Annotated in this window: 28 protein-coding genes; 16 read left to right on the top strand and 12 right to left on the bottom strand. The window is 40.8% G+C overall.

Annotated elements, in window-relative coordinates; genetic code table 11:
• Entirely contained in the window at positions 1-1,338 is a 1,338-nt protein-coding gene (locus ACNQO6_RS06920) for a TrkH family potassium uptake protein (RefSeq protein ID WP_440208469.1), read from the top strand.
• Here ACNQO6_RS06920 and ACNQO6_RS06915 read toward each other — a convergent pair.
• The 3 genes from ACNQO6_RS06915 to ACNQO6_RS06905 are packed head-to-tail and all read right to left on the bottom strand — an operon-like array spanning position 1,326 to position 5,986.
• The gene (locus tag ACNQO6_RS06915; RefSeq protein ID WP_343578609.1) at positions 1,326-1,856 is read right to left on the bottom strand and encodes a cysteine peptidase family C39 domain-containing protein; all 531 of its coding nucleotides are present in this window, start codon (positions 1,854-1,856) and stop codon (positions 1,326-1,328) included. The two genes, ACNQO6_RS06920 and ACNQO6_RS06915, sit on opposite strands and share 13 nt — an antisense overlap.
• Positions 1,857-3,026 (bottom strand): phospholipase A, encoded by a 1,170-nt coding sequence (locus ACNQO6_RS06910; RefSeq protein WP_343578610.1) that lies wholly within the window; start codon positions 3,024-3,026, stop codon positions 1,857-1,859.
• 20 nt (positions 3,027-3,046) lie between these two features.
• Complete coding sequence (locus tag ACNQO6_RS06905) at positions 3,047-5,986, bottom strand: insulinase family protein (RefSeq protein ID WP_440208468.1); 2,940 nt, start codon at positions 5,984-5,986, stop codon at positions 3,047-3,049.
• A gap of 642 nt (positions 5,987-6,628) precedes the next feature.
• Here ACNQO6_RS06905 and ACNQO6_RS06900 point away from each other — a divergent pair.
• The 8 genes from ACNQO6_RS06900 (at position 6,629) to ACNQO6_RS06865 (ending at position 12,469) form a co-directional block, all read left to right on the top strand.
• A complete protein-coding gene (locus tag ACNQO6_RS06900; protein WP_440208467.1) occupies positions 6,629-7,642 on the top strand; it encodes an adenosine kinase in 1,014 nt (337 codons plus the stop codon).
• Between the two features lie 16 nt (positions 7,643-7,658).
• On the top strand, positions 7,659-7,964 hold the full coding sequence (locus ACNQO6_RS06895) for a Rieske (2Fe-2S) protein (protein ID WP_440208718.1): 306 nt from the start codon (positions 7,659-7,661) through the stop codon (positions 7,962-7,964).
• A 22-nt stretch (positions 7,965-7,986) separates the two neighbouring features.
• Positions 7,987-8,598, top strand: coding sequence for an OB-fold-containig protein (locus tag ACNQO6_RS06890; RefSeq protein WP_343578613.1), 612 nt, complete (start codon positions 7,987-7,989; stop codon positions 8,596-8,598).
• Positions 8,599-9,141: 543 nt separating this feature from the next.
• Positions 9,142-9,333: a cytochrome oxidase putative small subunit CydP gene (cydP, locus tag ACNQO6_RS06885; protein ID WP_343578614.1), complete on the top strand. Its 192-nt coding sequence runs from the start codon at positions 9,142-9,144 to the stop codon at positions 9,331-9,333.
• Positions 9,333-10,910, top strand: a complete 1,578-nt coding sequence (locus tag ACNQO6_RS06880) for a cytochrome ubiquinol oxidase subunit I (protein ID WP_279694479.1) — start codon at positions 9,333-9,335, stop codon at positions 10,908-10,910. Before cydP ends, ACNQO6_RS06880 begins: the two co-directional genes overlap by 1 nt.
• Positions 10,907-12,052 carry a cytochrome d ubiquinol oxidase subunit II gene (cydB, locus tag ACNQO6_RS06875; protein ID WP_440208466.1) on the top strand — a complete coding sequence of 382 codons (1,146 nt, stop codon included), beginning with the start codon at positions 10,907-10,909 and terminating at the stop codon, positions 12,050-12,052. The genes ACNQO6_RS06880 and cydB overlap by 4 nt, the downstream gene beginning before the upstream one ends.
• A gap of 14 nt (positions 12,053-12,066) precedes the next feature.
• Entirely contained in the window at positions 12,067-12,168 is a 102-nt protein-coding gene (gene cydX / locus ACNQO6_RS06870; RefSeq protein ID WP_000270276.1) for a cytochrome bd-I oxidase subunit CydX, read from the top strand.
• A gap of 4 nt (positions 12,169-12,172) precedes the next feature.
• Positions 12,173-12,469: a cyd operon YbgE family protein gene (locus ACNQO6_RS06865; protein ID WP_005257841.1), complete on the top strand. Its 297-nt coding sequence runs from the start codon at positions 12,173-12,175 to the stop codon at positions 12,467-12,469.
• 625 nt (positions 12,470-13,094) lie between these two features.
• On the opposite strand, the gene ACNQO6_RS06860 is transcribed toward ACNQO6_RS06865, so the two are convergent.
• Together ACNQO6_RS06860 and ACNQO6_RS06855 are read right to left on the bottom strand one after the other, a co-directional pair.
• A complete protein-coding gene (locus tag ACNQO6_RS06860) occupies positions 13,095-13,784 on the bottom strand; it encodes a DUF2057 family protein (RefSeq protein ID WP_440208465.1) in 690 nt (229 codons plus the stop codon).
• Positions 13,785-14,946: 1,162 nt separating this feature from the next.
• Positions 14,947-15,408 carry a hypothetical protein gene (locus ACNQO6_RS06855; RefSeq protein WP_440208464.1) on the bottom strand — a complete coding sequence of 154 codons (462 nt, stop codon included), beginning with the start codon at positions 15,406-15,408 and terminating at the stop codon, positions 14,947-14,949.
• A gap of 424 nt (positions 15,409-15,832) precedes the next feature.
• Between ACNQO6_RS06855 and ACNQO6_RS06850 the strand changes: the two genes are divergently transcribed.
• Complete coding sequence (locus tag ACNQO6_RS06850) at positions 15,833-16,321, top strand: pyridoxamine 5'-phosphate oxidase family protein (protein ID WP_343578620.1); 489 nt, start codon at positions 15,833-15,835, stop codon at positions 16,319-16,321.
• A 145-nt stretch (positions 16,322-16,466) separates the two neighbouring features.
• Here the strand turns inward: ACNQO6_RS06850 and ACNQO6_RS06845 are convergent, their stop codons facing one another.
• The 5 genes from ACNQO6_RS06845 to ACNQO6_RS06825 form a co-directional block, all read right to left on the bottom strand.
• Entirely contained in the window at positions 16,467-17,063 is a 597-nt protein-coding gene (locus tag ACNQO6_RS06845; protein WP_343578621.1) for a nitroreductase family protein, read from the bottom strand.
• Between the two features lie 132 nt (positions 17,064-17,195).
• Positions 17,196-17,786, bottom strand: a complete 591-nt coding sequence (locus tag ACNQO6_RS06840) for a tetratricopeptide repeat protein (RefSeq protein ID WP_440208463.1) — start codon at positions 17,784-17,786, stop codon at positions 17,196-17,198.
• 98 nt (positions 17,787-17,884) lie between these two features.
• On the bottom strand, positions 17,885-19,003 hold the full coding sequence (gene ftsY, locus ACNQO6_RS06835; protein WP_440208462.1) for a signal recognition particle-docking protein FtsY: 1,119 nt from the start codon (positions 19,001-19,003) through the stop codon (positions 17,885-17,887).
• 117 nt (positions 19,004-19,120) lie between these two features.
• The gene (locus ACNQO6_RS06830) at positions 19,121-19,450 is read right to left on the bottom strand and encodes a hypothetical protein (RefSeq protein WP_343578624.1); all 330 of its coding nucleotides are present in this window, start codon (positions 19,448-19,450) and stop codon (positions 19,121-19,123) included.
• Positions 19,451-19,563: 113 nt separating this feature from the next.
• Positions 19,564-19,923, bottom strand: a complete 360-nt coding sequence (locus tag ACNQO6_RS06825) for a hypothetical protein (protein ID WP_004772454.1) — start codon at positions 19,921-19,923, stop codon at positions 19,564-19,566.
• Positions 19,924-20,149: 226 nt separating this feature from the next.
• On the opposite strand from ACNQO6_RS06825, the gene ACNQO6_RS06820 reads away from it, so the two are divergent.
• The 3 genes from ACNQO6_RS06820 to ACNQO6_RS06810 all read left to right on the top strand — a co-directional run bounded on the left by ACNQO6_RS06820 (position 20,150) and on the right by ACNQO6_RS06810 (position 21,663).
• Positions 20,150-20,383 (top strand): hypothetical protein, encoded by a 234-nt coding sequence (locus tag ACNQO6_RS06820; protein ID WP_004772455.1) that lies wholly within the window; start codon positions 20,150-20,152, stop codon positions 20,381-20,383.
• A 332-nt stretch (positions 20,384-20,715) separates the two neighbouring features.
• The gene (locus ACNQO6_RS06815; RefSeq protein ID WP_343578627.1) at positions 20,716-21,093 is read left to right on the top strand and encodes a DUF2750 domain-containing protein; all 378 of its coding nucleotides are present in this window, start codon (positions 20,716-20,718) and stop codon (positions 21,091-21,093) included.
• Between the two features lie 138 nt (positions 21,094-21,231).
• On the top strand, positions 21,232-21,663 hold the full coding sequence (locus tag ACNQO6_RS06810; RefSeq protein ID WP_343578628.1) for a CBS domain-containing protein: 432 nt from the start codon (positions 21,232-21,234) through the stop codon (positions 21,661-21,663).
• 59 nt (positions 21,664-21,722) lie between these two features.
• Here ACNQO6_RS06810 and ACNQO6_RS06805 read toward each other — a convergent pair whose 3' ends face one another.
• Complete coding sequence (locus tag ACNQO6_RS06805) at positions 21,723-22,937, bottom strand: aspartate aminotransferase family protein (RefSeq protein ID WP_343578629.1); 1,215 nt, start codon at positions 22,935-22,937, stop codon at positions 21,723-21,725.
• Positions 22,938-23,100: 163 nt separating this feature from the next.
• On the opposite strand from ACNQO6_RS06805, the gene grxD reads away from it, so the two are divergent.
• The gene (gene grxD, locus ACNQO6_RS06800; RefSeq protein ID WP_004772459.1) at positions 23,101-23,442 is read left to right on the top strand and encodes a Grx4 family monothiol glutaredoxin; all 342 of its coding nucleotides are present in this window, start codon (positions 23,101-23,103) and stop codon (positions 23,440-23,442) included.
• A 50-nt stretch (positions 23,443-23,492) separates the two neighbouring features.
• On the opposite strand, the gene ACNQO6_RS06795 is transcribed toward grxD, so the two are convergent.
• Positions 23,493-23,816 carry a hypothetical protein gene (locus ACNQO6_RS06795; protein ID WP_343578631.1) on the bottom strand — a complete coding sequence of 108 codons (324 nt, stop codon included), beginning with the start codon at positions 23,814-23,816 and terminating at the stop codon, positions 23,493-23,495.
• 89 nt (positions 23,817-23,905) lie between these two features.
• On the opposite strand from ACNQO6_RS06795, the gene ACNQO6_RS06790 reads away from it, so the two are divergent.
• Both ACNQO6_RS06790 and ACNQO6_RS06785 read left to right on the top strand, forming a co-directional pair.
• Positions 23,906-24,334, top strand: a complete 429-nt coding sequence (locus tag ACNQO6_RS06790; protein ID WP_440208461.1) for a guanosine-3',5'-bis(diphosphate) 3'-pyrophosphohydrolase — start codon at positions 23,906-23,908, stop codon at positions 24,332-24,334.
• A gap of 55 nt (positions 24,335-24,389) precedes the next feature.
• The gene (locus ACNQO6_RS06785; protein ID WP_440208460.1) at positions 24,390-25,310 is read left to right on the top strand and encodes a LysR family transcriptional regulator; all 921 of its coding nucleotides are present in this window, start codon (positions 24,390-24,392) and stop codon (positions 25,308-25,310) included.
• The last annotated feature ends 12 nt before the right edge of the window (positions 25,311-25,322 follow it).

Below are 25,322 nucleotides of genomic sequence, written 5' to 3'. Positions count from 1 at the left end.
ATGGCATTGAAAATAAACTCCCAAAAAATTTTTAACCTGAGTCCACCTTCTTTGCTGGCGATCGGTTTTTTAAGTTTTATCATCATCGGGACATTATTACTCAAATTACCGATTGCCAATAAAGGCAATTTGAGCTGGATGGATGCCTTATTTACTGCAACATCAGCGGTGACCATTACCGGCTTGTCCGTAGTGAATCTAAATGAGTCATTCAATCATTTTGGGCAGTTTGTTATCCTGTTATTGATCCAATCAGGCGGCTTGGGCTTTATGACCTTCGCCATACTGGCAGCGTTAAGCCTGGCACCCAAGTTAGGTCTTAAACAGCAAATGATGGCACAGGACAGCCTTGGTCAAACCAGCCTGTCTAAAGTCACTTTTGTCGCCAAAGGCGTGGTGTTATATACCCTACTGTTTGAGCTGATTGGTGTTGTGATCTTAACTGCCTCGTTTGCACCGATGTACGGATTTGCCCGTGGCCTTTATTACGCTATCTTTTACAGCGTGTCTGCCTTTAATAATGCTGGCTTTTCCCTATTCGATAACAGCCTGATCAACTTTCAGGGGCACTACCTGATCTGTCTAACCATTAGCCTGCTGTATACCTTAGGTGGAATTGGTTTTCTGGTACTGATCGATGTTAAACAGAACAAACGCTGGAGTAAACTTACACCAAACAGCAAACTCATCCTGAGTACCATTGCGATTCTGAATCTGGTCGCATTTATCCTGATCTGGTTATTAGAATCCAACAATCCGCTGACACTCGGCTCGATGAGTTTAGGTGAGCAAGCCATGAATGCCTGGTTTCAGGCTACTGTTCCCCGATCTTCTGGATTTAACACCATCGATACCGGCGCGATGGAACATAGTACAGCCTTGCTGACCATGTTATTGATGTTTATTGGGGGTGGCTCTCTGAGTACTGCAGGTGGCATTAAAGTCGGTACGTTTGTGATCCTGTTGCTGTGCGTGCTTTCTTTTTTACGGCGTAACGAAGAAATCCGGATCTTTAATCATTCCGTTTCAGCAGAAACAACCTATAAAGCACTTGCTGTGACGGCAATTACAGGCATGCTGGTCTTTGTAGGTTGCTTTATCATTTTTCTGCTTGAACCGAAACTGGATGTACTGGACCTGATGTTTGAAGTGGTTTCTGCCGCCTGTACTGTCGGTTTATCGCGTGGTGCCACAAGCCAGTTACATGACGGCAGTCTGTTTGTACTGAGTCTATTGATGTTTACAGGTCGACTGGGGCCTTTAACCCTTGCCTATTTGATTGCAACACCGAAAAAGAGCCGTTTAAAACACGCCAATGCCAATATTCAGATTGGATAAGAATGAGGAGCAGGCTGCTCAATCACCACCACCTGCTGGCAAATGCCATCAGCCTGGCGTTGTTGTTCAAATACGGCTTTAGACATCACATCAAAATGATCACAGAAACTGACTTCCTGTTCATCAATGGAATAAAGCAAGGACTGATTGCCCACTCCTTGCAAGGTGTCATAAAACGCAACCACAAAATGACCGCGTTCAAAAGCGTGCTGTATCTCAGCATAGGTTAAAGCAGCTTCGACAGGAATGCCAAGACGTTCTGCCTCTGCATAACACTGCTTTTCATTTTCATCGATATTGGGATCAGGTGCACTATAAAAAGAGACGGTATAACCTAATTTTTTCATTGCCACAGCCAGCGCAATCGTGAATGTGCCGTCTTTACGATCGTGACCACACAACTGGATCAGGTCAGCAATATCAATATGAGTTTGATATTGCTTTAAGATGAGCCACAGTGCAAACACACCACAATTCGCTTCAAGCTGTAATAATGGTTCTGGAATGTGCAAACTCATTTAGTACCAGTTCATTAAAGATACCCCCAAGCCTACATAAGTTGCTCGGTGATTATAATCAATCAGACTTTCGCCATAACCATCAAATATTTGAAAATGTCCCCGTAATTTGTCTTTAATCGGGAACGCCCAGTCAAACTGCACCGCACCATGTGAACGATCACCTCCTTTTAAGGAGTGACGCAGCATCAGAGAGAAATCATTATCACCCTTACGGTAAAATGCAGTTAAATCGCCACGACCGATATAATCTTTAATATCCGGATTATTGTCATCTTTGGCATCTTCTTCTACACGATACCAAGGACGCAACATGAGTGCGAAGTTATCTTTTTCAAAACCAAGATTAAAAATCACACGGTTCCAGCTACGCGATAACGGATCAGAACGACCATTGGACTGGTGATTCAAGGTCACCCCAAGCAAACGGGCATTCAGACCTAAAACTTCATAGTTGGTTCTAAACATCAAGCTTGCTTCAGGCTCATAGTTGGTCTCACGGAATGGTCGTGACTCATCCGAGTTATAGACTTGCCAGCGTGATGATTGGGTATAACCTAACCACAGATCACCATTATCGCCAAAGATGTTTTCCCAAGCCTTGGTTTTGAATGAGATCTGAAACTTGGCTTCACTTGAAGTCAACTCCTGCTTGTCTTTGACCGTATTTTGAGGGTTTGGACTGCTCGGAAACTCATTCTTGTCACTGGTCCAGAATACAGGCAACAGATAAACCGGTTGATAGGCACGGATATTCCACACCCCTAACTTACTTTCTTCTGACAGTTCCCAACGACGATCCAGCAAAGAGACATTAGGATCAAATTTTGGTGCGGCACCTAACAGATGCAAGTCACTGACCTTTTGAACCACCTTATCTTTCAAAGACTCAGGTTTGGCTGGCTCATTTGACTCCACCGCAGGCACGGCAGCTGCAACAATTGGCGCGGCATCGGTCTGAACTTGAGTTGGAATAATGGTGGGTGCTTTAAAAAGTCGGTCATAACAAGCCAGACGTTCAGCATTTGCAGCTAAAGCCACACACGCATCTACAGTTGCAGGACTTGTCGGTGCTGTCGATTCAGCATGCGACAACGACGTAGTTAAAGAGCCAAGTATCGCAAGGATACTCAGCTCCAGATAACTACGTTCAAAAGATTTGAACGCCATAAAATTCTCCAATTTTTCTTTTAATTGACTTGCTTGATGCTAAATCCAAGTTTCTGCAATTCTTCACGTTTCGCAAATGGCGCAACTACTGCTTTTACAGGTTTTTGAGCCAATAAGTACTGTTTGGCAACACGTTGCAAATCGTCCAGATTCACGTTTAACAAGCGTTCACGCAAAATCTTACGGAATTTTGGCGTACGTGCATGTAGCAATGCATAGCATGCTGTAATCGCCTCACCCGCCGGAGAACCTGGCTTATCCATACTTGCAACTAAGCCCAGAATTGCTTCTTCAAGTTGATGTGGCTGTTGCTCGGTATTGATTAACCATTGCACACTGGCTTCAAAATCATTAAACGTTTCAGCTAAGCGTGGATCGCGGTAGCTATAGAAACGGAACGAACATGCGTTACCATCATAGCTTGCACCACCGCCATACGCACCGCCTTTTTCACGAATGGCGCTATGCAGGAAACCATTGCGTAAATAAGCAGCCAACACCATCAACGGTGCTGCATCAGGATGCGCCACATCTACCGCCTGATAAGCAGAGGCACAGAATTGGACATTGGCTTGAATCAACCAGGCTTCATCGTCTGAAGAATTGACATGTTCAACTGATGTTAAACTCACAGGTGCCTGATCAACAGCCAGTTTATCCCAGACAGTTTGTACTTCTTCAACCAAACGGTCTGATTGGTGTTCTTCACATACCACTAAGAATTGTTTAGGCGCTTGCAGCAACTTGCGGTGAATCGCCTGTAATTCACGAATCAACGCCTGATAAGCCGTCTCGTCCTGATCAATTTTGGTCACCAAGTCACTGAGCCAGTTTAATGCACCCAATCCTGTATTGTGATAATCACGGCGCGCCAAGGCACTCATTTGTCGAGATGCAGCCTGCATCGCATAGCTATGACCAGAGCCAGACAAACGTGATTGCCAACGGGTTTTACGTTGTTGCAGTAATTCAATAATGCGATCTTTCTCATCGAAACGGAGCTGCTCAAAAGCGAGTTTCAATAATTGAATGGCATCCAGCTTTTGTGTCAGCGATTTCGTGGTTAAGGTGAGCCATGCACTGATCCGGTCTTTGTCATCGACCTTACTGCGCAAAGAAGCGCCCATACCCAAACCGCCACTCACGGCTGTTTGAAGCTGCTGGAATTGAAGATAATCATATTCACCTGCACCTACCTCACCCATCAGAATAGACAGCAAGTTGAAGTAAGGTGATTCAACAATCTCATCCGGAATCTGAATCAGGACTTGTTGATAGTAAATCCCATTGGTGCCCGCATGATATAGGTTTAATGGTGTATCCAGACCATTACAGATAATTTCACGCAACTGACCTTGAACAATCTGCAACTCGGCAGGGACATCTTCCAGACCGACTTTTGGTAGTAGTTCAAGATTATCCGGGGTGTCCTGACGCTGTTTTAATGCTGCGGTTTTTTCTTCAATCTCGATTTTCTGTGCATCGGTTAAAGTTGCAGTAATCTCAGCCAAACGCGCCTGTTCTGCCTGTTGCTCTTTCAACGATTTGGTTGCATCCGGAACCAAGGTCATTTGTACACGGTGCGGATTATCCAACAAGTGCGTTTGAATCAGGTTTGATAACCACATCGGGTCTTTCAACTCTTCTTTCACTTGTTCAATCGCAGAATCGACATCCCAGACATGTACCGGATCACTATGGTGAATGGCACTGCCCAATCCATTTAAAATCAGGCTTAAACCATATGGTGTACCATCGCCATTAATTTCTCGTTGATGTAATTCGATTTGATGCAGAATGGCATCGACAAAATCAGTATCAACTGGCTTGGAAGCCACCTCTTTCAGAATATCCAGAATGCCATTTTTAAAAGTTTCTGCATGTTCAGCATTTGAACCTTGAACACCACAATAGAAGGTCATTTCAAAATTGCTGTCATCAACGCCCATTAAAGGACCTGTTGATTGTGCATAACCACAGGTTTCCAGATAGTGACGTAATGGCGAAGCCGAATTTTCTAATAAAATCCCTTCAACCAGACGCATCCCTAGGCGTAGTTTGGTATCGCTGGTTTCAGGCAACAACCATGACATCACATGGTAGGTTTTATCTTTTAGGTCTTCACTATCAACCGCATAGCTTTCAGTCACTTCGACCGGAGCCGTTAAACGCTTCTCAGGTTTTGAGTATAAAGTTGTACCTTGAGAAAATTTATGTAATGCCAACGTCTCAAACTGTTCTTGCAGGTCATATGCACTTTGGTTACCAAAGGTCATGAATACTGCATTACTTGGGTGATAATGGGTTTTATAGAAATCGACCAACTGTTCATAGCTTAAATCTGGAATGTCTTTTGGATCACCACCAGAGTTATAGTGATAGGTTGTTTCCGGGAACAAATGATGCGCAAGTTGATGATACAGCTGATCTGTTGGAGAGCTCATCGCGCCTTTCATTTCATTAAAAACCACACCTTTGTAAACTGCCTGATCATTTTCAAGCTCAATGCGGATCCCTTCCTGAGCAAAGTCTAAAGGGTTCAGATTGGCAGCAAATGCGGCATCCAGATATACAGACAGTAAGTTTTGAAAGTCTTTTTTGTTTTGAGTCGCGAATGGATAAGCGGTCCAGTCTGCCGCCGTAAAAGCATTCATGAACGTATTGAGTGAACGGCGGATCATCAGGAAAAACGGATCACGTACCGGAAACTTCTCAGAACCACATAACGCAGTGTGTTCTAAAATATGTGCCGTTCCTTTTGAATCCATGGGCTGGGTTCGAAATGCAACTAGGAACACATTTTCATCATGATTGGTAGCCAAGTGATAATGAACAGCACCAGTCACTTTATGCTTATATTCTGAAACTTGAATATCGAGTGCTTCTACATGGTGTTGACGTAATAGCTGAAACGCGGGATGAATAGTTTGAGTAATGCTTTCAGTAACATCTACAGTCATGTGATCTCCAATTTATCTCTATTAAATCATTACAATTGATTATAGAGAGTCTACCGAAGAATACGTATCGATATCCATGTAAATTACTCTATTTTTGTAGAAAAATTCAGCGGCTAAACACAACCCAGTTGATTAAAAAATTTTCCAAAAATGAAGAGGTCCTCAATACATACATTCATAGCCAATACATTGAGAGGAATTAGCTGCATTTTTAGTATCGCCAACAAACCAATCTGCTCAGAATAAATTTGGGCATATCCCCCACACCTTTTCAATAAAAATCAGGATGAATCTAAAAATGGTATAATTCTCCAATTCCCTCAGCTAGATCAAAAGGTGCCTGATTAATGCCACCTACTGCAATCAAAACAATATCTCTAGATCCTAAATAATGCCGTTGCATGTTACTGAAAACCATTTTCATGCATTTCTAAGTCGTGCTGATGCCTTGTTAAAACCCGAATGCTTTGCCTTTGTACAATTCAACTGGCTTATTTAGTTGAATAGTCAGCAATCAAATCCATTTCCTTCTTAAATGCAGGAAAACGTCCATGTCTTTATCCTGAATTTTTTTCAACAAACTATTGTAATCCTGAGCATTGGTGTAAACTTTGCTTTTTGATTTTTACTGTGATGACAAACATGGCAACTGTTGATCTTTTTGCAATTGGTAATGCACTCATTGACCAGGAATTTAAGGTTTCAAATGAGTTTCTAACGCAACAAGGATTGCCAAAAGGCACAATGCATTTGGCCGATGGCGAAACACAGGCAAATTTATATCAAAAATTACAAGCGACCCAAAGCTATAAAGGCCAAGCCAGTGGTGGTTCAGCGGCGAATACCAGCGTTGCTTTTAGTGCTTTAGGCGGTACAGCCTTTTATGGTTGCCGTGTCGGCAACGATGAACTAGGCTCGATCTATTTAACCGGTTTAAACGAAGCAGGTATCCAAACAGCGACCCAATCTATCAGTGAAGGCGTTACAGGCACCTGTATGGTACTGATTAGCCCGGATTCTGAACGTACCATGCAGACTTATCTTGGTATTACTGCTGAACTGACCGCTGAACAAATTGACTTTGAACCGTTAAAAACGGCGAAATGGTTGTATATTGAAGGTTATTTATCTACAAGTGATTCTGCACGCGTCGCAGTAAAGCAGGCACGCGCGCTGGCTAAAGCACACGGTGTTAAAATTGCCCTTTCACTTTCTGATCCGGCTATGGTGCAATATGCTCGCTCAGGGTTAGAAGAACTTTTAGATGATGGTGTGGACTTGTTGTTCTGTAACGAACAGGAAGCATTGATGTTCACCAATACTGAAAATCTTGAAGCTGCAATCGAGATGCTAAAATTAAAAAACCAGCACCTTGTGATCACACAAGGTGCCAAAGGTGCAGTAATTGTAGATGCAGCCCATCAGTTCCATGTCAATGGCCGTGCAGTTGAAGCCGTCGATACCAATGGTGCAGGCGATGCATTCTCCGGTGCTTTCTTGTATGCAATTAATGCCGGTTTAAGCTTGGAAGCAGCTGCTCAACTTGCTATTTTAATCTCTAGCGAAGTTGTTGCACAATTCGGCCCACGTTTGAGTGTCGACCATTACGCAGAACTCTTGGAACAATTTAAAAAAGCTCAACAGGAATGTGCTTAACATGGAAAAGATTTGCATGACTGAAGAAGTCCCTGAGCGTGAGTCTCGTGCATACGATACGATGAAAGGGACAACGATTTTTATTACTCAAAAAGATGGCAGTTTTTATGCCTATCAGAATGTTTGTCCGCATTTGCAAACAGAACTTGAGTTTTTAGAAAACCAGTTTCTGGATCAAGACCGCGAATATATCCAATGCTCTACCCATGGCGCGTTATTCTCTGTTGAGACTGGCGAATGTCTTTCAGGCCCGTGTCTGGGTGAATTCCTTGAAAAAGTAAATCTGGAAGTTCATTCGGATGGTGGTATCTATATTGATTGATGCTTAAATCATGAATTCTGCAATGACTGAGTTTTTTCTCAACTACTACCTGATGCCATTTCATATGAGCGTCGTGGCTTTGATCATACTCAGTATTGCAGAAACCATTGGTATTTTTATTGGTTTGCGTCCAAGCCACCTGGTCAAGAAGCTGGCTCCGGAGTGGCTACTGAACTCACCTTTGCTGGATGTAAAGTTTTCCAAATATCTGATTTTTGTTTTCTTGCTTATCAACTTTAGTTTTGCCGGCTACTTTCTTGAACTGTCGTTTTTTGCTTTGCAGCACTACTTCATTTCACCCTATTATTTATTTGTTCCGGCCTTAATCATCGATATTTTCTTTACCGTCTTTATGATTCACTGCCTGGACCAGGTGATCAAGCCGAAAGTGATTCATACCCATACCAATTTGGTTGGACGTCTAGCAACCATTTCGACAGGCAATGCACGTCCGGGCTTTTCAGCTCAGGCGCGTGTGCGCGATGAGTTTGGACAACTGTACTATGTACAAGTTGAACCTGAATACGGCGAACTCGAATTACAATCACAAGTGCTGCTCATCAGCCAAAAATCAAATTCCCACTACCTTGCCAAGAAGATCTCACTTTCAAATAATTTATTCACTCCAGATTAAATTGCTGTATAAATCAGCTACTTTTTGTTCAAAATCCTAAAATTTACATATTGTTACAAATATATTGGATAAAAGTTTTAGATTTTGCTCTTCCTTTATTGTTGTTTTCATGATCTCACTAACACAAAAAATACATCAGTGACACCCGTCACATTTTTTAGAATAATCTTTACCTATACACTAGGTTTTGTATTGAATTCATTGTGAAAATTATTTAATTATGTAAACAAGATTATAAGTCGCTGTATATATTATAAATTTTATATTCATACCATTTTAGTTGGTTTAATATTTATTTAATTCAGTATAAACCCTATCTTTTTAATCAGATTTAAAAATATAAATACAACCGTTTTGATCAGATTTAAAAATCAATCCATATCATTTTAGTTGGTTAATTAAATTATTTTAAATAAAATAATCTATATATTTGATTTATAACAAATATTTTATATAAAATTATTTAAAAACCTCAAAGGTTTATTTTCAATGAATTTTATTTAATAATGTTTTACATCTTCTTTAAATATGAGGCCAGGTTCTATGAACACGCGTTCTCAAGACCCTAATCGGCGGCTCATCCGAGAAATCACGATTATTCTTATTATTAAAGTTGCTCTTCTCATGGTGATTAAACACATATGGTTTGATGCCCCAACGATTCCAAAAGATTTTAACAATGAAGTTGCCGAGCGTATTGCTGGTGACATGTCCAAAACTCAGGAGACACGTTGATGATTTCTGAAAGCGTGGTCGATCTTTCGCGGTTCCAATTCGCAATGACCGCAATGTATCACTTTCTTTTCGTCCCTCTAACTTTAGGTCTGGCTTTTATTCTTGCCATTATGGAAACCACATATGTGATTTCTGGCAAGGAGATCTATAAGGACATGACCAAATTCTGGGGGAAACTCTTCGGGATTAACTTTGCCCTAGGTGTAACCACTGGTTTAACCATGGAATTCCAGTTTGGAACCAACTGGGCCTATTATTCCCACTATGTAGGCGATATTTTCGGGGCACCACTTGCCATTGAAGGTTTGATGGCCTTCTTCCTTGAATCCACCTTTATCGGTTTGTTCTTCTTCGGCTGGGATCGCCTGTCTAAAGTCCAGCATTTAGGCGTGACGTGGTTAGTTGCAATTGGCTCGAATATGTCTGCCTTGTGGATTCTGATCGCAAACGGTTGGATGCAAAACCCGGTCGGTGCTGCATTTAACTACGAAACCATGCGTATGGAACTGGTTGACTTCGGTGCATTGATCTTCAACCCTGTTGCTCAGGTGAAGTTTGTACACACGGTTTCTGCAGGTTATGTTACAGGTGCGATCTTCGTTCTGGCGATCTCAAGCTATTATCTATTAAAGAAACGTGACTTGCCGTTTGCACGTCGTTCATTCGCGATTGCTGCCATCTTCGGTTTAGCGTCAACACTTTCTGTAATTTTGCTTGGTGATGAGTCTGGTTATGAACTCGGTGATGTTCAAAAAACCAAACTTGCCGCAATCGAAGCAGAATGGCATACCGAACCGGCACCTGCTGCATTTACCTTATTTGGTCTCCCAAATCAGCAGGAAATGCGTACCGACTATGCGATTAAGATTCCTTATGTGATGGGGATTATTGCTACACGTTCTACAGACAAAGAAGTGACTGGTTTACGTGACTTGATGAAAGAACATGAAGTGCGTATCCGTAACGGTATGGTGGCTTATAGCGAGTTAGAAAAACTTCGCGCGGGTGACCGTTCGCCAGACTTATTGGCTTCATTTGAGAAAAATCAAAAAGACTTAGGTTATGGCCTGTTATTGAAAAAATATGCGCCAAATGTAGTTGATGCAACTGAAGAACATATTCAGGCAGCAACTAAAGATACTATTCCAAATGTCGCTGCTCTCTTCTTCTCCTTCCGTGCGATGGTGGCTTCAGGCTTCCTCATGCTGTTGTTATTCCTTTTAGCAACCTGGTCAGTAGCAAAACGCAACGCCGAAGATAAACCTTGGTTACTCAAATTTGCTTTGTTTGCTCTCCCTCTCCCATGGATTGCAGCTCAAACAGGTTGGTATGTGGCTGAAGGCGGTCGTCAACCGTGGTCAATTGGTGAAATCTTGCCAACACATCTGTCTGCTTCAAGTATCAGTACAGGCGATGTATGGGGTTCAATTATTGCGCTGGCTGCGTTCTATACCGTACTGCTGATTATCGAAATGTACTTAATGATCAAATTTGCGCGTTTAGGTCCAAGTTCTTTACATACTGGTAAATATCACTTCGAAAAACTCGAAGCAAAAGCTGGGGAGGCTCAGTCATGATCGAATATGAACTCCTAAAAATTATCTGGTGGGTATTGGTTGGTGTTCTGCTGATTGGCTTTGCCCTCACCGACGGTTTCGATATGGGCTCAATGGCACTCATGCCATTCGTAGGTAAAACTGATTCTGAACGCCGTGCTGCAATCAATACGATTGCCCCACACTGGGACGGCAACCAGGTCTGGTTCATTACCGCTGGTGGTGCATTATTTGCAGCTTGGCCAATGGTTTATGCCGTTGCCTTCTCGGGAATGTATTGGGCCTTGCTACTGGTTCTATTTGCCCTGTTCCTGCGACCCGTCGGATTTGACTATCGCTCTAAATTAGAGAATACCCAATGGCGTACTTCTTGGGACTGGGGCTTGTGTATCGGTGGTGCAGTGCCTGCACTGGTGTTTGGTGTGGCATTCGGCAACTTGTTCCTCGGCGTACCCTTTAGTCTGGATGACACCTTACGTTCACAATATACCGGTAGCTTCTTTGCCCTATTAAATCCCTTTGCACTGATTTGCGGTATTGTCAGCTTAGCAATGCTATGTGCACACGGCGGGGCCTGGTTGATGCTACGTACTGATGGCGATTTACATAACCGTTCTGCCAAAGCAACACAAATTATGGCAATTGCCTTCCTTGTATGCTTCTTGGCTGCGGGTGCATGGTTATACTTCGGCAATATCTCTGGTTATAGCTATGCGACTGCGGTGAATACCAATGCTGCGCTGAATCCGCTTGCCAAAGAAGTGGTGACCAATGCCAATCATGGCTGGTTCAATAACTATGCAACCTATCCAATAACTATGGCTGCACCTATTGTTGCAATTTTAGGTGCCTTATTGGTCATCATTAGTGCAGGCAAACATAAAGCGGCTGCAAGTTTTACAGGGACAAGCTTAATGATTGTCGGCGCAATCCTGACTGCCGGTTTTGCATTATTTCCCTTCTTGTTACCATCAAGCATTGATCCAACATCAAGCTTGACCATGTGGGATGCTGTTTCCAGTCATAAAACCCTCGGGGTAATGACGGTTGCTGCATGTATCTTCGTACCTCTCATTTTGATCTATACCTCTTGGTCGTATTACAAAATGTGGGGCGTCATCACCAACAAACACATTGAAGAAAACTCACATAGTTTGTATTAATCAGGAGATGTGACATGTGGTATTTTGCATGGATTCTAGGCATTTTGATGGCATGTTTCGCAGGTGTACTCAGTGCACTGTACATCGAACATCATCAAAATTTAGATGAGGAATAATAAAATGGCTGAAGCAATGACAACACCGAAGAATCGTAAAGCGCAAGTGCTTGCAATGACCATTTCGTTTTTGTTGGCATTGCCCCTTGCTGCTATTTTACTGGTCCATCCATCACTGATGCTGGATGCTAACGGACACTATAATCATAGCCTGCTGATGCTGGTAATGATTGGAATCTCCGGTGGCTTCGTGCATGGTGTTGGATTTGTGCCAAGATTCTGGTTATGGAAATGGTTATTTAGCCCTTATATCGCTTGGCCCTTGATGGTTCTCGGGTACTTTATCTGGTTAGGCCAGTAAGTTATTTTCCATTCCCATACTTTCAAAAAAGGCTGCCAGATTTGGTGGCCTTTTTTAGTTTACGGATTAGACTGAAAACAAAAAACAATTTCGTCGAACTTAAAGGCTTCAGTCTACTTTATTTGGCAGTGGAGTTAGATCAATATTAGCTGTATGCTGACTATGCGCCTGGCATACGTCATACCAATGCAATTACAAAGTCATAACTATGTGGTGATATAGCACTACTCTTTTATGTTTATTGCTTGTGCTTTATATAACCGTGAATTGGATCAGCCAAAGCTGTAGCTCAATCGTGCTTAGCCATTGCGCTTGTTTTATTGCTGGCAACTATTCTTGCCTATTTGTTTCCAATCCAAGGACTTTGGTATTTAACAGGTCATTTGAATTGATATGATTACAGTCTTCTTTTCTTATGTGTTTTCACATACTTATCAACAAGCAAAAAGATCGAGCATTAAGTACACCTGTAGGTTTAACCTGACCTAGTCAAAAAAAGGATCAGCTAGCTCTGAAAAAAGTCAGGTTTAACGTATTCGCCAGTCTTAAGAAAAAAGCTCTCTAAGTATTTTCACAGGCATAAAAAAAGCCGATGATATCATCGGCCTTTTTATTGATATAAGATTTAGTTGCTTTGACCAGCTAACCAGGCCATGAACTTTTGGCGCTCAGCTTTCGATGCTTTTTGCCATAATTCTGCCATTTGCTGATCTGTAGTCTTGGTGGTACCCACTTGAGCTACTGTAGTGACAGCAACAGGTGCCGTTGCAACAACCGCTGTCTGTGTGGTGGTACCTGAATAAACAGGCGCTGGTTGATTGACCACATTGTTTTTATTCTTTTGGGTTAAATCCAGAGTACGGCTTAAAAAATTATTGCCAGAGAACCATGGCTGCGCTTCATTATTCGCACCCGTTTGTTGGACCACGAGCTTTTTATTTTGATCATATAAAGCAACTGTAGGCTGGTCAGCATATTTTTTGGCTGCTTCAAAATCTTTAGGCGCGTTGATCAGAGCTAAAGTATAAGATTGGTTGTCCTGAAGGTTCGGCGCTTGAATAGTAACCACACCCGACTTAATGATGTCATGCTCACCATTTAAATGCTCAAAATATTCACGATAACGAACATTGACAACCAAATTCCCCGGATCAACCTGATAGTTATTTTTCTTTGAAGGAATTAATCCGTTATTCACTTCTTGACCATTTACTGCAAGAATCACGATTTCTTCAGGTGCAGTGATTGTGACTGCTGAAAAAACTGAACTACTTAATAATAACCCGAAAGCAGCGACACCAACTCTTAAAGACATTAGACTCTTCTCGTTATAAACAATTTATGAAACCGTATGCACTATGCAATGCGATTATGACGATTTTATGACAAAAATTAAAACTGTCTATTGCAACAATTCAGCTTTTTTAAGAAATATATAGCATAAAACCAGCAAAAGGAATTACCCCAACCTAAGACTTTGTTATATAAAAAAATATTTTACAACCTCTGAGCTACAGCAAAACCTTAACTCCACCAAATTTATTCTTTCACTTCGCTCTGCTCTTGTGAAATTTTAAATTCAAAAACTGAATGGTTTCAGAACGTCATCATGTTGTTCAGTTAATTCATCAACTTCTTCGGAAATTTCCACTCTACGTCACAGGTTAACATCATAAAAACATGACTGCCATGCGTTTGATCTAGCCCTTAACCTGTAAAATACTGAACAATAGTTTTTAAACTTAATTCGGGTTCACGAAGTAAAATAGAAATATAAGTACTGCCAGCATGATGCTGGCAACAAGCAAATAAAAATCTACCGTATTAAAGCTTTTCAAAAACTTAAAAATATTCATAATTATCAACCTCTTTTTATTAAAATTTTTATAACAGATTAAATGTAACAATTCATAATCAGGTTGTAATTATAGTGTTTAAATGATTGCTGCATTGTAAACTCGACATCTTGCTTCGTTTATTCACTCAATATTGAAAAAACCACCCGAGGGTGGCTTTATCTTATTAGCAAGCATGTTCAATGGGGATTAATAAAATAAAAATATACAATCAGCGTTAGGAGCAGGATACTTACAAGGATGAGATAGGCACCAATGGTATTAAAACTTTTTAAAAATTTGATAATATTCATAATTTTCAACCCCTTGAAAATAAATTAAAGTACCACAAAAAGTAGAACTTTTAAGCTATTTTTTACCAAATAGTCAAAATTATCAATTTAATTGCTTAGTTTTGCTTTCATTTTTGACTTATGCAGCCGTCACCTCATCTAGGTAAAAATTGACATTCGCCCATGCTGAGCAACTGCTAAATTCAATATCAGCATTAAACTAGCGATCAATTCTGAAATCACCTGCTCATCAAAAGAAAAAAGCGAGACTCCAATAGATTAGAGCTCGCTTTAGGGATCGGGCGAAGGCATCACAGCATCTACCTTAACGCTCAATCAATAGATAGTTTTAATCTCCGATAGGAATTGAGAGTCTCAGCTGGTCACTTCTACGCGCTATAGGTGAAGGACTGTATTTTACAATTTTTTGTTGGTAGTCCCGATTTGAAATTACTCCTCTATTACGCGCTTTTTCTAAGGAGCTGAGTTGTTGGCCCTGACCATACGCATCTAAAGCCCCATAATGTCTATGCTCGAGATAATACTGGGCCCTATCATGCGGACTCATGTTAGCGGTATTTGATTGGAGCTCATATAAACTTTCTAGATCTTGAGTGCGTTGATTGATTTGATCCTGTTCTTGCTGTTTCAATGACTCAAAAAAATCGACCTGCTGTTCGTTTTTGAGCTCCAATTGGGCGTCCTCCTTCTGCAACACCAATATAGACTGAGGTTTAGCCAATAAATCATCAGCACTAAACACCGAACCAGAAGCAACCGTACTTATAGAAAGAATTAATATTTTTTTCACCACGTCCACCCAATAAAAAAACACAAATAAAGACAAGTGTATATTTTACACTTTTCACGCAATTTTTCAAATTTAACATTATAAAACAAAAACTTATAATTAATTAAGCAATTCATAACCGTATATTGAAATCACTAAAAATCGATCATTTCAGCGCTTCAGGCTCATCATGTTCACGGGAATTCAGCCATAGATTTATTTTTTAATACCTTAAGCTCAGGACTTGCGGGCGTTATTATCTTAAAAAAATTTAAGCCAAGCATCTAAAAGTGATTGAAATAGCTCGTTTTAAATATTTTTTAATAATTTAATTAACATAAGTTCATCATTACTAGATTGATAAAACAAATAGCTCACAAACCGAAACCCGCAACTTTTTTATTTTCAGGGATATTGAAAAAACAAATGTTAGGAGAGTGTCACGATGAACAACCTGAATAGCGAATACCAAGAGCTTAATCAATTACTTAAAGGCATCAAGTTTGCCATGATCACCTTTATTTCTGATAAAGGTCATTTACACTCTGTTCCAATGACGACACAAGATACTGATTTTAATGGAATCGTATGGTTTTTAGGTTCTAAAAGTTCTGAACTAGTGAAAAATATTCCGCTAAATAACCAAGTCAATTTAGGATATAGCAATATATCAAATAATGATTATGTTTCGATTAATGGTATCGCTGAGTGTGTCGTCGATCCAGCGATTCTTGATCAGATCTGGTCTCCTGCTTATGAAGCATTCTTTGAACATGGCAAATCGGATCCTGATATTCAACTGATTCGTGTCATCTGCAACGGCGCTCAATACTGGAAAGGTTCAGGTACAGTCGCAACCCTATTCAAACTTGCTAAAGCATCTGTAACAGGTGAATCTGAAGAATTGGGTACTACCAAAAATATTTCCCTGTAAATTTAATAAACATTTTTATAAGATGGCACCAGATTTGTCTTTTCTCAATGAAATGCACTTCTAACAGTGCATGAGTTTAAAAAGAAATTTTTACTCCAATAAAAAAGAGCACCTAAGGTGCTCTTTTTTACTACACAATCTTCACTTAGTTAAAAGTTTTAAAGCGTGCTGCATCATCCATATATGTTTTTTCACCCGCAGCAGCTTCGATAGAACCGAATACAAGCTGAGCGCGTAATTTCCAGTTTGCAGGGATCTCGAAAGTTTCTGCAACTTCTGCATCAATAATTGGATTGTAATGCTGTAATGACGCACCAACACCAATTTCAGATAAAGCCGTCCAGGTTGCAAACTGAGCGATTGCACTTGAATGTTCAGACCATACTGGGAAGTTGTCTGCATACAAAGCAAATTGTTCTTGTAAACCTTTTACAACATCTTGGTCTTCATAGAATAATGCTGTACCAAAACCTGCTGCAAAGCTATCAATTTTCGCGCTTGTATTTGCGAAAGCTTCTGCTGGAACCATTTTACGTAAAGTTTCACGTACGATTTCCCAGAATTTTGCATGTGATTCACCATATAAAGTCACAACACGTGAAGTTTGTGAGTTGAATGATGACGGGCTTTGTTTTACAGCTTCACGGATCGTTTCTTCAATTGTTGCCTGGTCTACTGTCAAGTTTTTGCCAATCGCATAAATTGTACGGCGTGATTTAATACTATTTAAGAAGTTGCTCATCTTGTTATTCCTACCTTGTGCCCTGAGGCGTTATCTTGGATTGAATGTAGTGTATAACGACATATTTTTTAGGAATAGTCTAAAAAACATGACAGATCGTTTTATTTTTGAAACAATTAAAATCCTCTTGCATTAATCCGCTTCTGTGCTCGCTTCTTCTGCCTCAACCACAGGAACCACCCAGTCTTTTGACATCATTTTGTATTTCTTCTGTCCTGCTTGATCCAGTTGCTTAAGTAAATAAGACATCCTTAAATAATGCTGTGCATCCAGATCTCCCTGTTCGGCTGCCTTAAAATACCATTGATGGGCTTTATTATTATCTTTCTGCACACCTCGCCCATGCTCATACATCACCCCCAAATTATATTGCGCATTACTATCTCCTTGATTGGCTGCGCGTTGATACCACTCAAAAGCCTTTTTATGATCCTGTGCGATCCCTTTGCCATTTTCATACATCCAGGCTAAATTATTCTGAGCGTTAACATTTCCTTGATCGGCGGCCATAAGATACCAATGTACTGCTTTAGCATTATCTTGTTCAACTCCGTCGCCATCCGCATACATCGTCGCTAAAGAATATTGTGCTTCAACATTGCCCTGTTCAGCATTTTCTGTGAGAACTTTTATTGCTGCAGTATCCGTAGCCGCAAAGACGGAATTGATGCCCCAACTCGCTGTTAAGAGGATAAGAACGATAGGTTTTAATAATATTTTCACGTAAATACCTTTTTTAGATTTAATAATTTTTAAAAATGTCTTTTTCTACACAAAATAAAAGCCGACGAATCGGCTTTTATTACATGTTAATAAACGATTTATTTATCTGTTTCAAATAAAGCAGCAACGAATGATTTCGCCGAGAATGGACGTAAATCATCAATCTTCTCACCTACACCAATATAGCGAATCGGCACATGAGTACGGCTTGCAATATTGAACAGGACGCCACCTTTTGCTGTGCCATCCAGTTTGGTAATGGTGATTCCGGTGAGACCAACAGCCTCATCAAACAGCTGTACCTGATTAATCGCATTTTGTCCTGTGCCGGCATCGACAATCAGCATGATTTCATGCGGTGCGGTTGCATCGATCTTTTGCATGACACGTTTTACTTTTTTCAACTCTTCCATCAGGTTAGCTTTGTTTTGCAAACGCCCGGCAGTATCTGCAATCAATACATCAATACCTTTGGCACGCGCACTTTCAAAAGCATCAAAGATCACTGAAGCACTGTCAGCACCATGGCCTTGCGCGACGACTGGAATGTCATTACGCTCACCCCAGATTTGCAATTGTTCAGTTGCTGCTGCACGGAATGTATCACCCGCAGCCAACATGACTTTCTTGCCTTCACCCTGTAAACGCTTCGCCAGTTTACCAATGGTTGTGGTTTTGCCTACGCCGTTTACACCCACCATTAAAATCACATAGGGTGATTTATTCGGATCAATATGTAGCGGTTTAACACGGGGTGCCAATAAAGCAACCAATTCTTCCTGAAGCGCCTTGTACAAAGCATGTGAATAAATCAAATCGCCACGTGCAGTACGTTCAGTCAAATTCGCAATAATCGTTTTAGTCGCATCAACACCAATATCTGCAACTAAAAGTTGTTCTTCAACTTCTTCCAGTAATTCATCATCGATTTCTTTGCCCCCAATCAGAATGTTGACCATACCATCCGTAAAACTACGACGGGTTTTCGTCAAACCATCTTTCATACGACCAAAGAAACCTGTTGATTTGGCTTCTTCTTCAACAATTGCTACAGGTTGCTCTGCTACGGGTGCTGCTACAGGTAGTTCAACCGTCTGCTGTACAGCTGGCTCTATAATGGGAACATCGACAGCAGGTAAACTTGGTAATGTGACATCGTCATCACCGATGTCAGCATTTATCAAGAATTTATTTTGCATATTCGATTGCTGTTGCATGTCGATTCCTTGAGAGTAAAGCAGCTTTTAAAAATGGGGCCAGTCTAGCATAAATCGCTTTCGTTTTCCCGAATAAGGCAATGCATTCATTTGTAATGGAAGTGAGTCGCTTAAAACTCATTCATCATCTTTCGTCATTGCCGGATATTGTCTAATCCGGTTGGATTCAAATTGATAAGCATTTAATAACTTTAAATAATCTATACGACGAATTGGCGTTTGCTCTAGAACATCATGTGCCATATGTTGGGTTCTTGGATGGCTGGCCTGATGAGCAAACTGAACCACCTGCTGATATTGCAATGAATTGACTGGACGTAATAATGCGTTATACGCAAGTATAAAAATAGACAAAATAATAATACCGACCAAAATATTATAAAACTGGTCGAGTTTAAATCCTAATCTGGATTGCATCACTTTATGTTTAGAAAGTATAGACAACATAACCTACCTCGAATTAGAGGTAGTGTATGTCTCTGATTCGCTTAGGACAAGTACAACGTTCAATAAGTCACAATTCCACAACTTATTGAACGTGCAAACAACTTTAGCCGCAATTAACTGACCAGCGAACGAACAAAAGCAAAGTACAGAATAAATGCAATTATGACGAGGACGATGAAAATCGCAAACATGCCGACTCCACTTTCTGCATCAGCAGGATGCAAATCATCGTCGTCTGCAATATTCTTCAACTCTCCATCATAAATTTTATAAAAACGGTCTTTCTGCTCAGGGCTCAAATGACTAGCAAAGTCATACACCCGCTTACGCTGAGCCAGACAATAATCACCTAGATGAATTTCCTGATGAAAGATCGCCTCATCCAGTAATTTACGGTGATGATGAGCAAGCGCAATGATTTGGCTTTCCAATGGAGGAACATCAACATTCACACCATCAATGACATTTGACATGTTATTCTCCTTTTCTCTTATTCTCACTTTGATTCTACTTAAAATTATTTGTGGTAAATGTTTAATCGTGTAAGCTTTTATTTACGCAAAATTGCTGAATATATTTGACAATTCCATCAATTTGTCATATTACTTTAATAATTCTAAGTTAAAGTAGCTTAAATTCAAAGTAGAGTAACTTTGAATAGAATTTGCGGTAATCATAATTAAAATAAGGAGTTATTATATGATTCAACATTTTACACACCATGAACTAGAGCATCTATATGCAAATGCGGTCAATACAATTCAATCGCAAAAAAACTTCCAAGATGCAGTAAAAGAGCTTGAGGAAGTTGCTAAAGCAGGCCACGGTAAAGCGGCATTATTTTTAGCAGAATTGTATTATCAAGGCTTCCGAGTAGAACGCGATTCCCTGAAAGCCCAGTATTGGCAGAAGATGGCCACCCTTCAAGCTTAAAGAAACGTCCTTGCGCTATATCAAAGCTTTCATCGCTTTGATTTGCTCAGGTGGCGTTTTTTTAATGCCTGATCAACTATAATTCTTATCACGAGCTCCACTTTTTCACTCACATTGCTTAAAAACATAATCTATTCAATAAAGTTTCCGAATAACACATTAAAAAACAATTCTATTCTATACAATATCTTAGATTGAAAATTCCAAGAACATACCACTCAATTTTCTAAGCACCTACAATATTTGCTTACGATTTTAGTCAATTGTTAAACATAAATGACATCTAGATTTCTTATAATGAACCATAAGTTTAAGAATATTAGTTCAATAACATGTATCGCTTTAAGCATTTTCAGCCGGTTTCACGAGAGTTGATGATTAAAATTTCAATTCTAAAAACAATGATGTACTGTGGTGCGCTCTGGGGCCTTTACCATGAAGGTTGGGCAATCAAATCAGATCAGGACGGTCACGTCTTCCCTTTCTGGCTCAATGGTGTACAAGCCCATCGTTATGCCAAGGCCAACTGGAAACACTACACACCACGGAAAATTACCCCCAAGGATTTTCATGAGTCACTGCTTCCCACATTAACCCGCTTACAGGTTGAACCCGCATTATTCAATTCATCACATCGTAAATTTAAGCTGTCAACACAGCAGATGCAGCATTTCTTTTTTATGTCACGTGAAGCAGTTATACCTGCTTAAAACATGATTCTGCCGCAATGATGACTTTTTGAGCATTTATGCGCAAAAGTTATCATTGGAATGAAATTAGCGCTTTGCAATTAAAAAAAATACCGTTAAGTTAAATGAAAATGACAATACAACACAGGTGGATAAATAATGACAATCGTTGCTCAAGTCATCAAGAATAAAGCAGTACAATCAATTTTTACAATTTCACCGAATGCGACTGTACTTGAAGCAATTAAGATCATGGCCGATAAAGGGGTCGGTGCACTGGTGGTTGCTGAAGATGAAAAAGTTGTTGGCATTTTCTCCGAACGTGACTACACACGTAAAATTGCCTTAATGGAACGTTCTTCAAATAACACGCCTGTTGCAGACATTATGACATCAAAAGTCGTCTCTGTAGGTTTGAACCATACGGTAGAAGAATGTCTGAACCTCATGACTGACCGCCATTTACGCCATCTACCTGTACTGGATCAGGAAAAGCTGGTTGGTTTTATTTCGATTGGGGATCTGGTAAAAGCAGCCATGGACGATCAACGTATTCTGATTGAACAACTTCAACAATATATTTCTGGTTGATTTCAATCAAAAATAAAAAAGGGCAAATGATTTGCCCTTTTTTTATGAATATTGCCTAGTTAAGCTTTGAGAAAATTCTGGATGGCAGGCACCAGACGTTTAAGCAATTCATCTGCCTGTGCCTGTGTCATATTCAAAGGAGGTAGTAGACGTACCACAGAACCCGCAGTCACGTTAATAATCAACTGATATTGATCGCGTGCAATGGCAACCAGCTCAGCACAGTCTTTTGGCAATTGAATCCCGATCATCATCCCGAAACCACGCACCTGTACATGATGATCTGCCAATTGTGCGCTTAACTGATCAACAATATACGCCCCTACGGTTGCCGCATTTTCAACAGCATTCTCTTTTTCCAGCGTATCCAGCACTGTGTAAACCACACGTGAACCCAATACCGTACCGCCATAGGTTGAACCATGACTGCCTGCACCAAGCAAGCCTACCGCTTTACCTTGGGTCATCACAGCACCTACAGGAAAGCCATTCCCCAAACCTTTTGCCGTGGTCATGACATCAGGAATAATATTGGTATGCTGATAAGCAAAATATTTACCGGTACGGCCATTCCCTGTCTGGATCTCATCCAGCATCATCAGCCAGTTATGCTGATTACATAAAGCACGTACCTCTTCCAGGTAGCTAAAGCCTTGCGGTGCAGTATTTACCCCACCTTCACCTTGAATAGGTTCGATTAGGATTGCCACAATGTCAGGATGATGAATGGCTGCTTCCTGAATCGCCTCAACATCACCAAATGGTACACGAACAAAACCGTCTACCAAGGGGGCAAAACCTTCCTGTACTTTCTTGTTACCTGTTGCAGATAAGGTTGCCAAGGTACGGCCATGGAAAGATTGTTCAGCAACTAAAATTTTAGGATTGGCAATACCTTGTTGCGATCCGAACTTACGCGCAATTTTAATCGCGCCTTCATTGGATTCCGCCCCACTATTGGAGAAGAAGATTTCCTGCATTCCAGAAACTTCAGCCAGTTTCTGTGCTGCCGCCGTTTGCCAAGGAATTTCAAATAAATTACTGGTATGAACCAGAGTTGCAGCCTGTTCAGCGATCGCCTCAGCGATCACCGGATGGGAATGTCCTAATCCACATACCGCAATCCCGGTTAATGCATCTAAATACTCGGTTCCATCTGCGGTATATAAATGCGCCCCTCGCCCTCGTACAAAGCTGATCGCCTGGCGACCATAGGTCGCCATAAGATGTGTGGGTTGATCAGGTTGCACGGGAGCAAGAGTGATATTAGTCATAACAAACTCAATCTATCAGTAGTTGTAGTGGAAAAAGTTATATAAGCAAAAACTTGCATAGATTGAAAGCTTAAAGTCACTTTTATACAAGAAAAATCTTTTGCAATCCTCCGCCACGCTTTTTTTTAGGTATAATGCAGGTAGATTAGTAGAGGATCTATCTATGACGGAACAAGCGCGTGATACAGTAGCGTTAATTCGTGATCAAATTGCGAAACACCCTGTTTTACTTTACATGAAAGGCACTCCACAATTCCCGCAATGTGGTTTTTCTGCTCGTGCAGTAGAAGCACTTAGCCAAATTGGTCGTCCATTTGCCTATGTAAATATCTTGGAAAATCAAGATATTCGTGCAACTTTGCCGCAAATTGCAAACTGGCCTACTTTCCCACAACTTTGGGTCAATGGCGAGCTGATTGGCGGTAGCGATATTATGCTTGAAATGTTCCAGAATGGTGAGTTAAAGCCATTGGTTGAACAGTACAGCCCAGCGCCTGAAGCATAAGCTATAAAGAAAAAGCCAATCAAATGATTGGCTTTTTTATTGTGAGTTGTTTAGTTTTGACTAAAGCCTACATAGCGAAATAAGCCTTCTACACCTAGATCCGCTTTAAAAATTTTCATCTCAGGATAATTTGCCTGACTCACCGTAGCAAAAATATTCATATTCGGATCTTCATGAATTTCATCAACCGATTGTGACAAAACCTCGTCGAAACGATCCGCGATAAACTCAAAGCCTAAATCCATGGCCATAAATAAGGTATGTTCACAGGGTTGGATATACTGTTCCTGTTCCCAGTCTAAAACAGCATGCTGACAAAACGGGCAAGTAATATTTTGAGTCGCATCGGCAATGTGAATAAGTTGATATGACATAATAATAAAGCATCAAAAATTTCATCCAGTTTAAAAGAATATGATGCCCGAATCTATCTTCTATACTTTTGAATGAGAGGATTTCAATCATGGCAACACTTGAACAGGCAATTTCACTTGCTGCACAGCGGCATGCAGGCCAAGTGGATAAAGCCAATGCCCCCTATATTCTGCATCCATTAAGAGTTATGCTCAACGTGCCAGATATAGAGCACAAAATCGTTGCCGTTTTACACGATATTTTAGAAGACACCACAACCACGACAGATGAGCTATATGCGCTTGGTTTTCCCAAGCATCTGATCGAAGCGATTGTTGCCCTGACAAAACAGCAGGGAGAATCGAGAATACAGGCAGCACAGCGAACCCTACGTAATCCTATCGCACGTGTTGTGAAATTGGCTGATCTCACCGACAATATGGACTTATCACGGATTCAGTCTCCGACAATGAAAGATTTTGAACGATTGAAAGAATATCAACAGGTTCGAGATATCTTATTATCCCAAAATGTTTAATAATTGCATTTATAATGTTTTAACCTGAACACAATAAGCTGGAGTTTATAGCGTAATGCTAACGGATTTAGATGATTTTTATTGCTTTGCGCTGGTGGTTGAACACGGCGGTTTTAGTGCAGCAGAACGTGCAACCGATATTCCTAAATCTAAACTCAGTCGTCGGGTATACAACCTGGAAGAGCAACTTGGGGTACGCCTGATTCAGCGTAGTTCGCGTCATTTTGCAGTGACCGATATCGGGATGGATGTATACCGCCATGCACAAGTCATGATGAATGCTGCACAAGCAGCGCATGATGTGGTCAATCATCTAAGTAGTCAGCCACGCGGTGTGATCAAAGTCAGTGTACCTGTCGATATCGCCCAGAACCAGATGGCAAAAATCCTGCCGGCTTTCTTGAAAAAATATCCTGAAGTACGTGTTCAGATGATGGTGAGCAATCGCCGCGTAGACGTTATTAATGAAGGAATTGATCTGGCCTTACGGGTACGCTCTAAACTGGATGATGATCCTAATCTGGTGCTCAGACAGTTTGAAGCGATTGAACAACGGCTTTTTGCCAGTCAGGCTTATTTAAATGAGTTTGGCAATCTCACCACACCAGAACAGCTCCCTGAACATCGAATTATCAGCATGGCTGAAGATCATCTTGATCAGCAATTTCTGTTAACAGGTCCAGATCAGCAGCAGAAAAAGATTAAGGTCAACCCGGTCATTATGGGGTCAAATCTTTTGATGCTGGCCGAGCTGGCAACACAAAATTGTGGAATTGCGTTATTACCTGACAGCATTGCACAAGACTTTGTCAAAACAGGACAGCTGGTGACCGTACTACCAGAATGGACCGCTCCACATGGTATTTTCCATGCAGTCTATCCATCCCGTCGTGGCCTATTACCCGCTGTACGTGTCTTTATTGACTATCTGGTTGAGCAACTCACCCAATGTTCAACAAAGAAAAGGCTCGGTTGATATCCGGGCCTT

Source organism: Acinetobacter calcoaceticus (genome assembly GCF_051947995.1).
Classification (GTDB): Bacteria; Pseudomonadota; Gammaproteobacteria; order Pseudomonadales; family Moraxellaceae; genus Acinetobacter.
This window is presented reverse-complemented; position numbering and strand designations above follow the sequence as displayed.

What these genes read in the sequence shown, in the direction of transcription:
- ACNQO6_RS06890 (WP_343578613.1), top strand. Translation starts at nt 7,987, where the DNA reads ATGACTGAGTTTTTTCTCAACTACTACCTGATGCCATTTCATATGAGC.
- ftsY (WP_440208462.1), bottom strand. Translation starts at nt 19,003, where the DNA reads ATGCAACAGCAATCGAATATGCAAAATAAATTCTTGATAAATGCTGAC.
- ACNQO6_RS06810 (WP_343578628.1), top strand. Translation starts at nt 21,232, where the DNA reads ATGACAATCGTTGCTCAAGTCATCAAGAATAAAGCAGTACAATCAATT.
- cydB (WP_440208466.1), top strand. Translation starts at nt 10,907, where the DNA reads ATGATCGAATATGAACTCCTAAAAATTATCTGGTGGGTATTGGTTGGT.
- grxD (WP_004772459.1), top strand. Translation starts at nt 23,101, where the DNA reads ATGACGGAACAAGCGCGTGATACAGTAGCGTTAATTCGTGATCAAATT.
- ACNQO6_RS06825 (WP_004772454.1), bottom strand. Translation starts at nt 19,923, where the DNA reads ATGTCAAATGTCATTGATGGTGTGAATGTTGATGTTCCTCCATTGGAA.
- ACNQO6_RS06910 (WP_343578610.1), bottom strand. Translation starts at nt 3,026, where the DNA reads ATGGCGTTCAAATCTTTTGAACGTAGTTATCTGGAGCTGAGTATCCTT.
- ACNQO6_RS06880 (WP_279694479.1), top strand. Translation starts at nt 9,333, where the DNA reads ATGATTTCTGAAAGCGTGGTCGATCTTTCGCGGTTCCAATTCGCAATG.
- ACNQO6_RS06860 (WP_440208465.1), bottom strand. Translation starts at nt 13,784, where the DNA reads ATGTCTTTAAGAGTTGGTGTCGCTGCTTTCGGGTTATTATTAAGTAGT.
- ACNQO6_RS06815 (WP_343578627.1), top strand. Translation starts at nt 20,716, where the DNA reads ATGTATCGCTTTAAGCATTTTCAGCCGGTTTCACGAGAGTTGATGATT.
- ACNQO6_RS06905 (WP_440208468.1), bottom strand. Translation starts at nt 5,986, where the DNA reads ATGACTGTAGATGTTACTGAAAGCATTACTCAAACTATTCATCCCGCG.
- cydP (WP_343578614.1), top strand. Translation starts at nt 9,142, where the DNA reads ATGAACACGCGTTCTCAAGACCCTAATCGGCGGCTCATCCGAGAAATC.
- ACNQO6_RS06920 (WP_440208469.1), top strand. Translation starts at nt 1, where the DNA reads ATGGCATTGAAAATAAACTCCCAAAAAATTTTTAACCTGAGTCCACCT.
- ACNQO6_RS06850 (WP_343578620.1), top strand. Translation starts at nt 15,833, where the DNA reads ATGAACAACCTGAATAGCGAATACCAAGAGCTTAATCAATTACTTAAA.
- ACNQO6_RS06805 (WP_343578629.1), bottom strand. Translation starts at nt 22,937, where the DNA reads ATGACTAATATCACTCTTGCTCCCGTGCAACCTGATCAACCCACACAT.
- ACNQO6_RS06820 (WP_004772455.1), top strand. Translation starts at nt 20,150, where the DNA reads ATGATTCAACATTTTACACACCATGAACTAGAGCATCTATATGCAAAT.
- ACNQO6_RS06900 (WP_440208467.1), top strand. Translation starts at nt 6,629, where the DNA reads ATGGCAACTGTTGATCTTTTTGCAATTGGTAATGCACTCATTGACCAG.
- ACNQO6_RS06830 (WP_343578624.1), bottom strand. Translation starts at nt 19,450, where the DNA reads ATGTTGTCTATACTTTCTAAACATAAAGTGATGCAATCCAGATTAGGA.
- cydX (WP_000270276.1), top strand. Translation starts at nt 12,067, where the DNA reads ATGTGGTATTTTGCATGGATTCTAGGCATTTTGATGGCATGTTTCGCA.
- ACNQO6_RS06795 (WP_343578631.1), bottom strand. Translation starts at nt 23,816, where the DNA reads ATGTCATATCAACTTATTCACATTGCCGATGCGACTCAAAATATTACT.
- ACNQO6_RS06915 (WP_343578609.1), bottom strand. Translation starts at nt 1,856, where the DNA reads ATGAGTTTGCACATTCCAGAACCATTATTACAGCTTGAAGCGAATTGT.
- ACNQO6_RS06790 (WP_440208461.1), top strand. Translation starts at nt 23,906, where the DNA reads ATGGCAACACTTGAACAGGCAATTTCACTTGCTGCACAGCGGCATGCA.
- ACNQO6_RS06865 (WP_005257841.1), top strand. Translation starts at nt 12,173, where the DNA reads ATGGCTGAAGCAATGACAACACCGAAGAATCGTAAAGCGCAAGTGCTT.
- ACNQO6_RS06785 (WP_440208460.1), top strand. Translation starts at nt 24,390, where the DNA reads ATGCTAACGGATTTAGATGATTTTTATTGCTTTGCGCTGGTGGTTGAA.
- ACNQO6_RS06895 (WP_440208718.1), top strand. Translation starts at nt 7,659, where the DNA reads ATGACTGAAGAAGTCCCTGAGCGTGAGTCTCGTGCATACGATACGATG.
- ACNQO6_RS06845 (WP_343578621.1), bottom strand. Translation starts at nt 17,063, where the DNA reads ATGAGCAACTTCTTAAATAGTATTAAATCACGCCGTACAATTTATGCG.